Below are 15297 nucleotides of genomic sequence, written 5' to 3'. Positions count from 1 at the left end.
TGAAACGGGGAATTTTCCCCTTTTTTATTTTCTGTTTTGTTGATACATTACCAAAATTGCTATTGCAAAAATCAATTTTGTTATATGTTGGTTGTAATTGGTTAAATCGATATAATACATGGTGTTTTACTAGTATTTTTGTGTTAAATTTTTTAGTTGGATAATTAATTATTTAAAGTTAGAGAGGTTAAATTCGTATTAATATTTAATAAATTATATTAATTAAAACCAACTTAAATGAAAAGATTATTATCTTATTCAGTAGTCATTCTATGCTTTTTTTTCTTCAGAATGAACGCCAATTCAATAGACAAAAAAACAGCTATTGATGTTGCCAACAATTGGGTTAATGGAAGTACCCATCTTAAATCTTCTAATGCAAAAAGTGTACAAAATGTACATGAAGTTACCTATAAAGGTATTACAGCCTATTATTTAATTGAATACAATGAAGGTGGGTTTGTAATTGTCTCTGCTGATGATGCAGCCAAGCCTATTTTAGGGTATTCTGATGAAAATTTATTGGATTTATCTAATCATAATCCTGTTATTGTTTCTTGGATGGAACAATATAAGGAGTACGTCTATAATCAGGTATTGATAGGTAAAACTTCTAAATCTAATTATGTATCTCCCGAGTGGAAAAGCCTAAAGCAGAAGTCTGCAAAGAACAGGGTTACTCAGGTGATTCCGTTTATGGCAGATGTTAAATACAGTCAGGGATCCGGGTGGAACAAACAATGCCCAGAAGATCCTGAAGGAAGAGATGGACGTGCTTTGGTAGGGTGTGTAGCAACTGCCATGGGGCAAGTATTGAGATACTGGGAGTTTCCTAAAACCGGCTCCGGCTCCAATACCTATTCTCATAGCAAGTATGGTCAACTATCTGTTAATTTTGGAGAGACAACTTATCATTGGGATCAAATGTCTAAAGATGTTCCTGATCAAGAAAATGCAAAACTTTTATATCATTGTGGAGTAGCAGTAAATATGAATTATGGAGCCAATTCTTCTGGTGCTTATACTTATAATCTTCAGGATATATTGAAAAGATATTTTAAGTATGATCAAAGTGCTCGTCAGATTTATAGATATTCTTACAATCAATCCGATTGGAATACTATAATGAAAAGAGAGCTGGAGGCTAAAAGACCAGTTTTGTATGCCGGAAGAAGTAGTCTTACTACCTCTGCAGGACATTTATTTGCTTTGGATGGCTATCAGATAACCGACCAGGGAGATTATTTTCATATCAATTGGGGATGGGGAGGTAGATCTAATGGTTATTTCTACCTAACCGAAATGATTACTCATAATGGAGATCATAATTGGGTAGAGAATAATTCTGCTATTATTAATCTGAAGCCTAGAAATATGGCTCCGATTATTACTTCTATTCCTTCTGCAGAAGCACAGGTAGATAAGGAATATACGTATGCAATCCAAACATTTGATGAGAATGGCGATGAGTTACAGATAGAGCTTGTTCAGAGACCTGTATGGTTACAAATTGTATCGGATAACAATAGTTATAGGCTTACAGGAACTCCAACTTCTGATGATGTTGGGAGATATACAATAGAATTAAAAGTAAAAGATGCAGCTATATCCAACAATCAGATATTTGAGATAGAAGTAAAAGAAGGAGGCTCTTCTAATGAACCTTCAATCGTAGATTTTGAAACCAATGATTATAGTCAGGCTGATTTTAGTTTTATTCATAATCCTGAATGGAGTTTGGTTGCGTTGGACTCTAATCACGGTGTAAGTGCAAAATCTTTGAGAATTGTTGATAATGAGCAAACTCAATTATCTGTAAAGAAAAGCTTTATTAAGGAGGCTGTTATTAAGTTTGATTATAAAGTTTCTTCAGAGAGGAATTATGACTTTTTAATATTCAAAATTGATGGAGAAGAAAAGAATAGATGGAGTGGAGATATCGATTGGAATGAAGTGAGCTATACAGTTAATGCAGGAGATCATGTTTTGACCTGGATTTATAAGAAGGATTATTCTGTAAGTAGCGGAAGTGATTGTGTTTGGTTAGATAACATACACTTTGAAGAAGGGACTAAAAAATCAAATGTAATTGTTGGAGTTTTTAAAAGAGAAGAAAATAGATCAACCTCAACTTTTTATAATTACCCAAACCCTGCAAAAATAGAAACTACGATCAACTTTTTTGTACCAAAAAGGGAGAATGTAAGAATAGAATTGCTAAATGTTAAAGGGACATATCATCGGGTATTAGTTAATAAGGTAATGAATAAAGGAATGCATAAAGAAAAACTTGATCTAACCGAATTGTCTGAAGAGTTTTATTTTATTAGAATGACTACTTCATCACAGAAAACACAAGTGAAAAAACTAATCATTGATTAGGTATAAAGTATCATATTAAAAGGGCTGCCTAAAATTCTTTGGGCAGCCTTTTTTCTTTTGATTATGTAACTTGATTTTGTTGTTTATTTAAGTAATTGTTACAGATTGGCAGGTATCAATTCTAGAAAATAATTGTATCCTATTCCTGTTAACATGGCTAGACCAAAACTAATAAGTGTACCTATAAGGATGTATTCTGTAAGTTTTCGGTCTTTGGTTTTAGAAAGATCCCCATAGCGAAATACAGATTTGGCTGCTAATAAAAACCCAATGCCTTCCCAGTGATCACTGATTATAAACACAAAAATTAGTATTCTTTCGAGCATCCCAATATATGAACCAGCCATTTCTAATGAATCTCGATCATCTTCGATGTCCCATTTAGAAATAATCGTTTTCATGATGACGGATGTGACGATAGTAACTATTAGAATAGAGGTTATAAAGAGTATAAATTTTGGAGTAAATAAATATGAAAAAGGAAGGTCATACGGGTAATAATAATAGGTTACAAATCCTATCATAATTAGGTGTAGTGCCTGATCTCCAAAAAACAAGATTCTTTGATTAAAACGATTTTTTAATGAAATTTTTAATATATCTATACAAAAGTGGGATAAAACTATGAATAATATCCCTACCCAATATTTGATATTGAATTGAAGCAATATAAACAGGAGTAAAGTGTGTATTAGAATATGCAGATATAAATAAATAGATTTATACTTTTTTTCTTCTTTATCCTTTACCCAAGAAAGCGGTTGGAATAAAAAATCTCCCATTAAATGAGATAATGTTAGTTTTAGGATCAGTGCGATCATTTAGTTTGTATATAATTTTTATAATAAGTAATTAATTTTTTTATTTCGTCATAACCGACTCTGTTTAAGCCAACACTAATTGTACCTTGGGTTTTGCCTAATATATGAGCAATTTGTTCCTGAGTTTTTTCTGGATACTCCAATGCTGTTTTAATGATTGTAGAATATGCGGGTTTCCAATAATCCATAGAGAGTAACGCTAATTGAAGCATTAAATTTATGGTTTTGTCAAAAGTTTCCCAAGGAGATTTTATTGCGATAGTTTGTTTTTTTAATTGTTCAAAACATTCACCAGAATAAACAAATGCACTCCCGTTAGATTCTTTAATTTTTGTTGAGGTATATGTTTTGTCTCCAATACCAATGGCGACTCTGACATCAAGGGGCTTAAATTGCTTCATAGTTGCTTTTATAAGTATTGCGACTTCTATTGCCTTACTAGGAGAAACTTCTAGTTGAAAACTATCACCTCTATAGATTTCCCATTGTGAAGGCTGGGATCCGTATTTATTCAGTTCTGCCTTGAGGACTGGCATCCAATGCTGAGGTTCAATTTTTCTAGAATTTATGATATCACCTGTTAGTATACTGGTCATAAATATTTTATAATAAATTGTTTTTCTTATCAATAATGCTAATTATTGATTTTTTAGTCAATAATTTAGATTATTGACTTTTTAGTCAATAATTGTAAATATCGGTTAAAAACTCGATAATCACAAACATTCATTAAAAATACAATTGATGTTGATATTAATCCATTATAATAAAGAGGCATAACAAACAATCATAATAAGATATGTAACTAGTAACGTGAATATATCAGAAGAGATTGTATTGGCACATGAAAGAAACTCTATGTACACGTTAATGCTGATAGGTGTTTTTTAGTTTTCTAACTAGTTCGGCATAGAGTAAAAAAATTGTTCTGCGGTAATTTTTCCATCATTAACCTGATATACACAGACTTCTTCAATTTGCATACGTCCTTGTTTTTTAAAAGTACAATCCATTTTCATAGTGCAACTAAAATGATTTTCGGCAACAACAGGTTCAGATACTTCTCCACCATGAAATTCTTCTACAGAGGCATACCAATCTTCACTTTTTTTAACTACTGCATCAATACCAGATGTAATTTCATTAGGTGTTCCCGGCATTTCTTTGCTTACTATATTTTGGTCATATAATTCTTTAAGAGCCTGCATGTTTTCTCCCTGACGGCAAAGCTCAACTAAACGAGTGGCTACTTCTTGTGTATTCATTATATCAAAATTTTATTGGTTTGTAAATTGTGATATGTAAATTACAAAAAACTTCAATTTTTAGCGATAAAGAAATGATATAATTTGGAAATCAGTTGATTACTAATTGCATTGAGAGTATAATACAAAACAAAAGGAATAAGTCCTTAGTTTACATTTAAAGTAGACATCCCACCATCAACTCCTATAACCTGTCCTGTAATCCAACTACTGTCATCACTCAATAAAAAACGAGCAATATTGGCCACATCTTCTGCCTGTCCAACACGTTTCATCGGATGACGATTATCCATAAGTTCCTTTTTTTTATGGTTTCCTAATAGTTTTTTTGATAATGGCGTATCAGTTAAAGAAGGAGCAATAACATTAACTCTAAATTGGGGAGCATATTCTGCAGCCAATGCTCTTGCAAAACCTTCAATAGCTCCCTTTGCAGCTGCAATACTAGTATGGAAGGGCATCCCTATTTTTACGGCGACAGTACTAAAAAAAACCAAACTTGCTTGTTCAGAATTCTTTAGTTTAGGGAGTAATGTATGTATGATTTTGATTAAAAACATAAAATTGATCTGCATATCTTCTTCAAAGATGTCGGGAGTAAGCGTTTCAAATGATTTTAGATTAATACTACCTGGGCAGTATACAAATCCATCAATCCTTTCAGGAAGGGTTGAGGTTTCAATCTCATCTTTTGAGGCATCATAAGGTATATGAGTGACTTCAAGGTTACCTAGATTTTCAGAGGTTCTTGAGGCAATAAAAACATTATGGTCATTGTATAGCTTCAGTGCTATTTCAAAACCGATACCATGACTACCACCAATAAGTAGAATATTTTTTCTCATTACGTTGGATTTAAAAAAAGAAGTACTGACTTTTATTTTTGAGGTTGGTATTATGTTTATTTCTAAAAAAATACTTCTGCCCAAGATTTAGCCTCTTCAATTGTACTAAAAAAGGTAAAAGGCTTATTAAACAATGGTTGTTCAATGATTGCTTTATCCCTCTCCTCATCACTACTAGAAACAATTGCCAGCCCTTTCATATTATCCAACTGCCCATGTTTATAGACTTCTGAGGAAATTTGATGTTTATACTTACGGTGGCTTATAAGAATGAAGTCATTAGATTTATAATGACTACGTAATTTTTCTCTTATTATTGAAGCTTTATCCAGTGTAAACTCGATATTCTCATTAATAGTAACTATAACATATTGATGGTATAATTCTATTTCACAAAACTCATTCGTAAAATGCTCCATTGGGGGATATGGGTATGGTTTATTTAATTGTAAATATATGTTAAAAAGAATTAATTTAATAGATTTTATGTTACAAGAACAAAAAATATTGCAGGCTAACAGTCATCACAACAATTCTTTGGCTTTACTAATTTACAAGTTAGTACACCTAATAACGCTCCAAGAACCGGAGCTGTAAAGTAAAGCCATTGATGCTCCCAGTGACCTGATAATAAAGCAGGACCAAGTGATCTTGCAGGATTCATAGAAGCCTTGGTCATGGGACCAGCAAACATGGCTTCGAGTAATACTACACCTCCAATTGCAATACCAGCCATAGTACCGATTTCTTTAGAACCGGTCGAGACATTAATAATAACAACCATAAGAAAATAGGTAAGTAATAGTTCTAAGACGAATGCCCTTAAATCGTCAAGAACTGGCAAGGTCCCTCCAAGGTATTCACTTTGTGGAAACAAGAAAAGCAAAACACTACTAGCAAGTATGGCTCCTATACATTGGGCCATAATATATTTGGGAACCTCTTTCCAATCGAATTTTTTTGCATAAGCAAAGGCAATAGTCACAGCTGGGTTAAAATGGGCACCTGATATCTCGCCAAATGCATAGATCATAGCCATCACAATAAGCCCCCAGGTAATGGCTACACCAACATGAGTAATGTCGCCACCTGTAACTTCATTAATCGCCATGGCCCCAGTACCACAAAAGACTAAGCTAAATGTCCCTATTACTTCTGAAATATATTTTCTCATGAATTACTCTTAAAATGAGAACAAATATAACTATCCTTATTTTAAGTTTTTGTTAACTCTAAATGCACGTGTAATTCTTATTTTCGTCAATAATAATTCAAAAAAACAAATAAATTCAACGCAATGAAAAAGACTTTATTATTTCTTTCTGTGGCTTTATTATCTTTTGGGATAAAGGCTCAGGTAAAAACACCGCAACCTAGTCCAACTTCAAAAATAGAGCAAGTTGTAGGGTTAACAGATGTTTCTGTAGAGTATTCACGCCCTAGTGTGAAAGGAAGAACTATTTTTGGAGATTTAGTGCCTTATGATAAACTTTGGAGAACTGGTGCTAATAAGAATACACAAATTACTTTTAGTGATGATGTAAAGGTAGAAGGAAAAGAACTTAAAAAAGGAACGTATGCTATATTTACTAAGCCAGGAAAAGAAAATTGGGAAGTGATTTTTTATAGTGATGCGAATAATTGGGGAACCCCGCAAAAATGGGATGATGCAAAAGTAGGAGCCAAAGTAACAGTAAAAGCAAATACTATTCCTATGAATGTAGAGACATTTACAATTATGTTTAGTGATTTTAAAATGGATTCTGCAATTATTAATTTTTTATGGGCAAATACTGAAGCTGCAGTTAAATTAGAAGTTCCTTCTAAAGAAAAAGCAATAGCTAGTATCGAAAAAGCAATGGCTGGTCCATCTGCTAATGATCACTATCAAGCGGCAACTTTTTATAAAGCAATAGGAGAAATAGCTAAAGCCAAAGAAAATATTGATAAGGCAATTTCTATTCGTAAAGAACCGGCTTTTTGGTATCATAGACAACAATCTTTAATCTATGCAAAATCAGGAGATAAGGCAGGAGCAATAAAGGCAGCAAAAACTTCACTAGAACTTGCAGAAAAAGCAGGAAATGCTGACTATGTAAAAATGAATAAAGATTCTATTGCAGAGTGGGGAGGAAAATAAGATACTCTTTCTTAATAACACATAAATCACCTAAAAAGCGTTCTGAGATCTCAGAACGCTTTTTTGTATCATACAAACTTTTTATTTATAGATAAATAATGTTAAGAAACAATAAGGTTTTAATCGTAATGCAGTCCTATTTTGTTTCTTACATTATCTAAAAGCTCTATAAGCTGTAGGCTTTTTTCAAAACTCATGATGGTACTTTCAGTACGATTTTGAAGTAGCATTTCTTGTACATGAATCGCCTCAAAATTATATCCATTGGTAGTCACTCCAAATTCAATGCATTCAGATTTAGATTTTCCTTCTTTAACAATAGTAACAGAAGAAGGTTTATGAAATTGGCTATTGATTGTTATCGTTCCTTTTTCTAGCTCAATGATTGCCTCGGTAGCAGTTTCTTCGGTAACCGTGCTAAAGAGGGAAGCGCTTACTCCATTTTTGTAATGAAGTTGCATAGCGCAATCTTCATCAACTCCTGTTTTTCCTATTGTGGCTTGTGCGAGTATTTCTTCTGGATACCCTAATATACTTAGGGCAGCAAACAATGGGTAGATACCTATATCAAGAAGGCTTCCACCGCCAAGTTTTTTATTAAATACTCTACCATGGGAATCAAAAGGAGCTCTAAATCCAAAATCTGCTTTTAGTGTTTTTATATCCCCGAGTTCTTTTGATTGGATATAATCTAAGACATATCTATAATGTGGTAGAAAATATGTCCATAGCGCTTCCATTAAGAATACCTTGCTTTCTTTTGCAGTCGAGATCATTTTCTTAACCTGCAATGCATTCATAGCAAATGGTTTTTCGCACAAAACAGCTTTTTTATTGTTAAGGCACATTATTGCATTTTCATAATGAAAAACATGAGGAGTGGCAATGTATATTACATCGATATTAGGGTCTTTACTTAATGCTTCATAGGTGTCATAATAAGTAGAGACCTCATAATCATTACCAAAAGCTTTAGCTTTCTCAAGGCTTCTGCTTGCTACGGCATATAGATTAGCATTTGGGACATGCTTTAGATCCGTAGCAAAATAATGTGCAATTTTACCACAACCCAATATTCCCCAGTTAATAATTCTTTCTGAATTCATTATGCTTTAACTTTAGATTTTATCATCGGTTGTATAATAATGGCAATACCCATTACAAGAACACAACCAATAAGATTAAGCCATAAAAAACCAACATATGGTTTTAATCCCATTTGTTCTAATCTAAATATCGCAAAATACCATATTAAAATAATAGCAACCTGGGTGATAAGAGCTGCTATAAAAGTAGCGTTGCTGTGCACGAATTTTATAAAAAATGCTAATAAAAATATGCCTAATACGTTTCCGTAAAAGATAGAACCAATAATATTAACCAGTTGAATTAAGTTATCAAATAGGTTAGCAAAACATGCGACAATTATTGCTAATACACCCCAGCAGAGCGTAAAAAATTTAGAAGCAGAGACATAATGTTGATCACTCTTTTCTTCTTTTACATTTCTTTTATAAAGATCAATAGCTGTTGTCGAAGCTAAAGCATTTAATTCTGATGCTGTCGAAGACATGGCGGCCGATAAAATTACCGCCAGTAGTAAGCCAATAAGCCCTCTCGGAAGATTATTTAGTATAAAATGAATAAATACATAATCCTTATCATTGGTTTCTACATCAGGGTTAGCCTTTTTTATTAATTCTTTGGCTGCTTCTCTGGTTTCTTTTTCTTTTTTGTTAAGTTCTTGAATTAAAATCTTATGATCAGAAGTTTCGGTCTTACCTGATTCTTTTTCGGAAAGATATTCTTTAATTGCTTCATCTTTAGAGTTATGGATTTTATTAAGTTTATTCTCTAAAGAAGTATATTGTTCTATATACTCCGAATCTATAACGGCTTTTTTTCCTTCTGGATTAAAATTAAGTGGTGAAGCGTTAAATTGATAAAAAACAAATACCATAATACCAACAAGCAAGATAAAAAATTGCATAGGTACTTTTAGTAGACCATTAAATAGTAGTCCAAGTTGACTTTCTTTTATTGATTTGCCTGTTAGATATCTTTGCACTTGACTCTGATCGGTTCCAAAATAGGAGAGTGCTAAAAATGTTCCTCCGATAATTCCACTCCATATAGTATATCTATTATTAAGATCAAAAGAAAAATCAAGCACTTCCATTTTTCCACTGGCTCCAGCTATATCTAAGGCTTTAGAAAATGTTATCCCTTCTGGTAGATAGCTAATAATGATAAAAAAGGCAACTAACATACCTGTAAAAATGATACCCATTTGTTGCTTTTGAGTTATGTTAACCGCTTTTGTACCTCCAGATACTGTATATATTATAACAAGAATTCCCAGGATAATGTTTAAAGTTGTCAAATCCCATCCCAATACTGAAGATAGTATGATAGAAGGAGCAAAAATAGTTATACCTGCGGCTAGTCCTCTTTGTACTAAAAACAAAATGGCGGTTAAGCTTCGAGTTTTAAGATCAAATCTGCTTTCTAGATATTCATACGCAGTATATACATTAAGTCTATGATATATTGGGATAAAAACCATACAGATAACAACCATTGCTATTGGGACTCCAAAGTAAAATTGAACAAATCCCATTCCATCATGAAAAGCTTGCCCAGGAGCAGAGAGGAAGGTAATAGCGCTGGCTTGAGTTGCCATTACTGACAAGCCAATAGTCCACCAGTGAGCATCATTACCTCCTCGTATATAGTCTTTTACGTTCTTACTTCCTTTGGTTTTCCATGCTCCATATAACACTATAAATAGTAAAGTGCCGAGTAGAACGATCCAGTCAATGATTTGCATAATTGATTAATTAAATTAGTTGTTGAGTGATTGATGTTTTTTAAAGAATATTCTTTAAGAATAACTACTAGTGATTAAATAGAATAATACTATATATATAGCATTAGCAATAAGTACAGCAGTGTATAGCTTTTTCCATTTTAATTTTTGTTTAACCTCTTCCATATCTAAGTTGCTAATTTTTATTGTTTGTATAATTATTTTCCTAGAGATAGCATATTAGCAAAAAGGCGGTATGCACCAGGGACTCCAGCCGGGAATTCTCTAAAAAAGCTTAATCCTGTATATACATAATATCCTTTTCCGTATTGTGCTACTAGAAGTGATCCTTTTTTTATACTTTCTCCTTTATCTTTTGTTGATAAAATAGGAGTGTAATCGGCAGACCACTCATTAGGAAAATATAGTCCGCGTTCTTGTACCCATCCATTAAAATCATCAGGGGTAATTTTATTTGGCGAATTAAGAACTGGATGTTCTGGAGTTAAAAAAGTAACTTTTGCATTTTCATCGGTTACTCGATCTCTTGATAGTTTGAAAGGGTATGGACCTAGATTATCAGTTACTTTTAATCTTCGATTAGTATTGTATTGGATAATAAGATTCCCTCCATTTTTAACATAGTCTAGTAGGTATTGTTGTTTAAATTTTAATTGATCAATGGTGTTGTAAGCTCTTATTCCAACAACAATGGCGTCAAAAGATTTTATGTTTTCTGGTGAAATAGATTCTGGATCTATTATAGTTACTTTGTAACCGATCTGTTGTAAACTTTCGGGAACTACATCTCCTGCTCCTTCAATATAACCAATATTCTGACCTTTCTTTTTTATGTTTAACCGAACGACTTTGGTTTTAGATGGTAAAACTACTGTTTGATAGGGGATATGGTTATAATCAATAGTTACAACTTCTTTAGAATATTCATTTCCGTTAATTTCAATCTTTGGAGAAATATAACCTTCGCTTTGAGTCTCAGGAGAAGTAAGCGTGAATACAACGGTTTTTTCTTCTCCCTTTTGAGAAAGATTAAAGTTTATATCCGTTGGATTTACTTGCCACCCTACAGGATGTTTGAGTGTTATTTTTCCATTTAGGTTTGCTTTTCCAGCTTTTATAGTTACTGGTATTTGTTTAGAAGCGCCATTTGCATAGATGATAACTTTGTCTTTTATACTTGCAGAAACTGCAGGGATAATTTCAAAAGGCTTGTATACTTCTCCTTTTACAGGATCATTTACTTTAAATACTACATCTTTAATAAAGGGAATAGAAACCCCTTCAATTGTTAGGTTAAACTCTGCTTTGATAGCATGTTCTGTTTCAGGTTTACCTATTAATTTTTGATCATTAACCTTGTACATTCCTAAAGTACCTTTATCATTGAGCCAGTAAGGAGAGGTGTAGTCAAAATTTTCAGGAATACTTCCTATAAATTCAAAGTTACTTTTAATATTATTTTTTAAAGCTTTTTGAGATGAATCATTAACTCCAATGGCATCAATTTTTACAAAATTTAAAGTTATATTACTTGTGCTTCTATTAATAGCTTCTACTTTTAGAGTTACTTCACTTCCTTGGGTAGCGTTAACTTCTGTAGATACGATTTCTAGATAAAGCCCAGAGGCAGCTGTAATTATATCTTTAATCTCATTGGATTTAATAGTTCTCCAGTGAATATCTTCCAGTTTTTGAATTAATTGATATGCTTTTACTAATTGTGGAATCGAAGCTTCTGGAGTTCTAAAATTGAAGTTTTCTTCTACCTGTGTTAGGATATTTCCTATCTCTTTTCCTCCTTTAATTCTGTTCCAAGAGGTGTCTATTCCTTCAAAAACATTGGTCTTATCTTTAGGCAATTCGCCTTTTATTAATTCTATATATTCACTCTGTTGACCTCGACTTCCGGTACTGCCAAATCCTTGTGATTTATGTTGACTTCGGCTTAAAGAAGCTATTTCAGTATTGGATAGCCCTATTTCAGGGTAGTATACTCCAGTATCAAATTCTAAAAGTTTAGATTTATCTGCTTTTTCAAAGTTTTCTCGACTACCGTAAAACCACCAAGATGTATTAAAAAAAAGGCGTTTTGGTTGCCAAACATTAGTAAGTTGCAACTGATCCGAGTATATGTTTTTATCTGCCGCTAGATCAAAAGCTTCTGCACTTAACATAGCAGATGATGTATGGTGTCCATGGGTTGTACCAGGTGTTCTATGATCAAATCGATTTATTATTACATCTGGTCTAAACTTTCTGATCGCCCAAACTACATCACTTAATACTTCTTTTTTATCCCAGATAGATAATGTTTCATCAGGGTGTTTAGAGTAACCAAAATCATTGGCTCGTGTAAACATTTGTTCTCCTCCGTCTGTTCTACGAGCGGCAAGAAGCTCTTGTGTTCTAATTACTCCAAGTAATTCTCTAATTTCTGGTCCAATTAAATTCTGTCCCCCATCTCCACGGGTAAGTGATAAGTAGGCAGTTCTTGCTTTTACCTTATTCGACATATATGAAATAAGTCGAGTATTCTCATCATCAGGGTGAGCAGCAACATATAGTACTGAACCTAAAAAGTTAAGTTTTTGTATTGCTTGATGGATTTCTGCTGCGTTAGGTTTGTTGGGTTGTTGTCCTTTTGAAACAAAAGGTGATAGAATGCTAATACAGACTACAAAAAGTAATTTTCGCATGATTTATGGGTGCAATTTTTAATTGAATTTCCCCAAATATATAAAGATAAAATTCTCAGAATTATCGTTTAAGGATACTTTAACAAGCATAGCAAATTTTAATGTTGCGAAAGATTACTTCTTTTTTCTTTCTACAAATTCTAGTTGATCAACAGCCACATTAGTGGTGAAAATCCCATAGTTAACAACTGCTTTCCCCTTTTCTATGGTGTCTATAGTGCCAACGGACTTGCCGTCAATCATTCTTACTCGATCTCCAATTGTTAAGATAACTTTAGGCTTTGAGGCTATAATTCTCTCTTCTTTTTTCTTTTCCTCTTTCTTTTTTTTGCGAATAACCTGAACCTTTTCCTTTACTTCATTTATGATTTTTTTTGTTTTGGCTTTTTCTGCTGTTCGTTGTTTTGCACTCTGTTTTTTGCGTTTAGAATTTTCTACTTCAACAATTTTAATAAACTCGTTTATTAATTCTCTTTTCTTTTTATTGTTAAAATATTTTTCACTCAGATCGTCTATTTTTTGACCTAGATAGATCATTCGTTGATTGCTATCATAGAGCTCTTGATAGCTTTCTAGTTTGCGTTGAATTCGCTGGTTTGTTTTTTCTAAACGTTCTTTTTCTTCTTCTGCTTTTTGTTCTTTGGTTTTTAATCCAGCAGTTGTTTTTTGTAATTTTGACCTTTCTTTTTGGAGATTTGCAATACTCTTATCAAATCGAATTTTACCTCGTTCAACTTTTTTCTTTGCTTTATTGATTAGACTATAGGGAATTCCATTCTTTTGGGCAACTTCGAATGTAAACGAACTTCCTGCTTCGCCCAAATGTAGCTTAAATAATGGTTCAAGAGTTTTGGAGTCAAACAGCATGTTTGCATTACTCATATTCGGTAATTCGTTTGCCAGCATCTTTAAGTTGGCATAATGTGTTGTTATAATCCCAAAAGAGCCACGCTCATAGAAAACTTCGAGAAAAGCTTCTGCCAGGGCACCACCAAGTTCTGGATCACTACCAGTACCAAATTCATCTATTAAAAAAAGAGTTTTATCATTACACTTTCTTAAAAAATAATTCATGTTTTTTAGACGATAACTATATGTACTAAGATGATTTTCTATAGATTGATTATCTCCTATATCAGTAAGAATTACATCAAACAAACACATACGGCTGTATTCATGTACGGGAATCAGCATGCCACTTTGTAACATAACCTGTAGTAAACCAATTGTTTTTAATGTAATACTTTTACCACCGGCGTTTGGACCTGAGATTACAATTATTTTATTGTTTTGATCTAAGGTGATGGTTTGGGGGTGAGTTTTCTCGTTCTTTATTTTATTAGCTCTATATAGTAATGGATGATAGGCATCTTTAAGAGTTAGCTCTCGATTTTCTGTGATTTTTGGTAATACAGCATTAAGTAAGCCTGCATATTTGGATTTTGCCGAGACAATATCGATGTCGCTTAAGTATTCTTGGTACTGTTGCAAAAGATCTATAAATGGGCGTAGTCTGTTAGTGAGTTCTTTTAAAATTTTTACTATCTCCTCTCGTTCCTCATATTTTAGGTTACTAAGTTCTCGACTATATTTTAGGGTAGCTTCAGGTTCTATATAAACGATACTTCCTGTTTTAGAATTACCCATTATAGCTCCTTTTACTTTACGACGATACATAGCGGCTACTGCCAAAACTCTTCTGTTATCGACCACACTTTCTTTAATTTCATCCAAATACCCCAAACTGTTATACTTAGATAAATCTTTTCCAAAACTTCCGTTTAGTTTTCCTTGTATACTATTAATTTCTTTTCTTAAAACAAGTAGTTTAGAAGAAGCATTATCTTTTACCTCTCCAAATTTATCAATCACTATTTCGATTAAATTAATAATTTCTTTGGTGAAGTACACCTTTGATGATGTTTGGTAGAGAGTAGGGTAGTGCTCTTCATTTTTTCTAAAAAAATGAAGTAATTCGTTGGTTGTTGCACTTATAGAAACCAATCTTTTTAGGTTCGACGCTTCCAAAAATGTGTTTTGGATGTTCAGTAACTGAATTTCTTTATTAATACTATCAAATCCGTGATTTGGAATACGGGCATCATTTAGAAAAGAAGATTTATACTCAAATACTTCCTGCAATGCAATGTGCAATCTCTCTTTAGTACTATAAGGTACAATAAGTGCTACTTTTGATTTTCCTAAATCAGTATTGCAATATTCTGCAACTTGATTAAGGATTGTATCAAATTCAAGATCGTCAAGTGTTTTTTTAGAAATACGGATCATACTTTTTTTTACCCTTTTTTTGGGTTATA

12 protein-coding genes are annotated in these 15297 nt (G+C 32.8%); 2 read left to right on the top strand and 10 right to left on the bottom strand.

Annotation, left to right across the window (positions count from 1 at the left end; genetic code table 11):
- The first annotated feature begins 237 nt into the window (after nucleotides 1-237).
- Nucleotides 238-2382: a C10 family peptidase gene (locus C1X07_RS03635; protein ID WP_103068590.1), complete on the top strand. Its 2145-nt coding sequence runs from the start codon at nucleotides 238-240 to the stop codon at nucleotides 2380-2382.
- Nucleotides 2383-2480: 98 nt separating this feature from the next.
- On the opposite strand, the gene C1X07_RS03630 is transcribed toward C1X07_RS03635, so the two are convergent.
- The 6 genes from C1X07_RS03630 to C1X07_RS03605 form a co-directional block, all read right to left on the bottom strand.
- Nucleotides 2481-3203, bottom strand: coding sequence for a DUF3307 domain-containing protein (locus C1X07_RS03630; RefSeq protein ID WP_103068589.1), 723 nt, complete (start codon nucleotides 3201-3203; stop codon nucleotides 2481-2483).
- Nucleotides 3200-3799 (bottom strand): transcriptional regulator, encoded by a 600-nt coding sequence (locus C1X07_RS03625; RefSeq protein ID WP_103068588.1) that lies wholly within the window; start codon nucleotides 3797-3799, stop codon nucleotides 3200-3202. The genes C1X07_RS03630 and C1X07_RS03625 overlap by 4 nt, the downstream gene beginning before the upstream one ends.
- Before the next feature lie 303 nt (nucleotides 3800-4102).
- Entirely contained in the window at nucleotides 4103-4468 is a 366-nt protein-coding gene (locus C1X07_RS03620; RefSeq protein WP_103068587.1) for a nuclear transport factor 2 family protein, read from the bottom strand.
- 146 nt (nucleotides 4469-4614) lie between these two features.
- On the bottom strand, nucleotides 4615-5313 hold the full coding sequence (locus C1X07_RS03615; RefSeq protein WP_103068794.1) for an SDR family NAD(P)-dependent oxidoreductase: 699 nt from the start codon (nucleotides 5311-5313) through the stop codon (nucleotides 4615-4617).
- A 62-nt stretch (nucleotides 5314-5375) separates the two neighbouring features.
- Nucleotides 5376-5732: a hypothetical protein gene (locus tag C1X07_RS03610; RefSeq protein WP_103068586.1), complete on the bottom strand. Its 357-nt coding sequence runs from the start codon at nucleotides 5730-5732 to the stop codon at nucleotides 5376-5378.
- Nucleotides 5733-5827: 95 nt separating this feature from the next.
- Nucleotides 5828-6487, bottom strand: a complete 660-nt coding sequence (locus tag C1X07_RS03605; RefSeq protein ID WP_103068585.1) for an MIP/aquaporin family protein — start codon at nucleotides 6485-6487, stop codon at nucleotides 5828-5830.
- Nucleotides 6488-6610: 123 nt separating this feature from the next.
- Between C1X07_RS03605 and C1X07_RS03600 the strand changes: the two genes are divergently transcribed.
- Nucleotides 6611-7453, top strand: a complete 843-nt coding sequence (locus tag C1X07_RS03600; RefSeq protein ID WP_103068584.1) for a DUF2911 domain-containing protein — start codon at nucleotides 6611-6613, stop codon at nucleotides 7451-7453.
- Between the two features lie 119 nt (nucleotides 7454-7572).
- Here the strand turns inward: C1X07_RS03600 and C1X07_RS03595 are convergent, their stop codons facing one another.
- The 4 genes from C1X07_RS03595 to C1X07_RS03580 all read right to left on the bottom strand — a co-directional run bounded on the left by C1X07_RS03595 (nucleotide 7573) and on the right by C1X07_RS03580 (nucleotide 15268).
- On the bottom strand, nucleotides 7573-8559 hold the full coding sequence (locus C1X07_RS03595) for a Gfo/Idh/MocA family protein (protein WP_103068583.1): 987 nt from the start codon (nucleotides 8557-8559) through the stop codon (nucleotides 7573-7575).
- A complete protein-coding gene (locus tag C1X07_RS03590) occupies nucleotides 8559-10283 on the bottom strand; it encodes a sodium:solute symporter family transporter (RefSeq protein ID WP_103068582.1) in 1725 nt (574 codons plus the stop codon). Before C1X07_RS03590 ends, C1X07_RS03595 begins: the two co-directional genes overlap by 1 nt.
- 197 nt (nucleotides 10284-10480) lie before the next feature.
- Nucleotides 10481-12979, bottom strand: coding sequence for a PIG-L family deacetylase (locus C1X07_RS03585; protein ID WP_103068581.1), 2499 nt, complete (start codon nucleotides 12977-12979; stop codon nucleotides 10481-10483).
- A 114-nt stretch (nucleotides 12980-13093) separates the two neighbouring features.
- Nucleotides 13094-15268, bottom strand: coding sequence for an endonuclease MutS2 (locus C1X07_RS03580; protein WP_103068580.1), 2175 nt, complete (start codon nucleotides 15266-15268; stop codon nucleotides 13094-13096).
- Nucleotides 15269-15297: the final 29 nt, after the last annotated feature.

The sequence above is a fragment of the Aquimarina sediminis genome, from assembly GCF_002895435.1.
GTDB lineage: Bacteria > Bacteroidota > Bacteroidia > Flavobacteriales > Flavobacteriaceae > Aquimarina > Aquimarina sediminis.
This window is presented reverse-complemented; position numbering and strand designations above follow the sequence as displayed.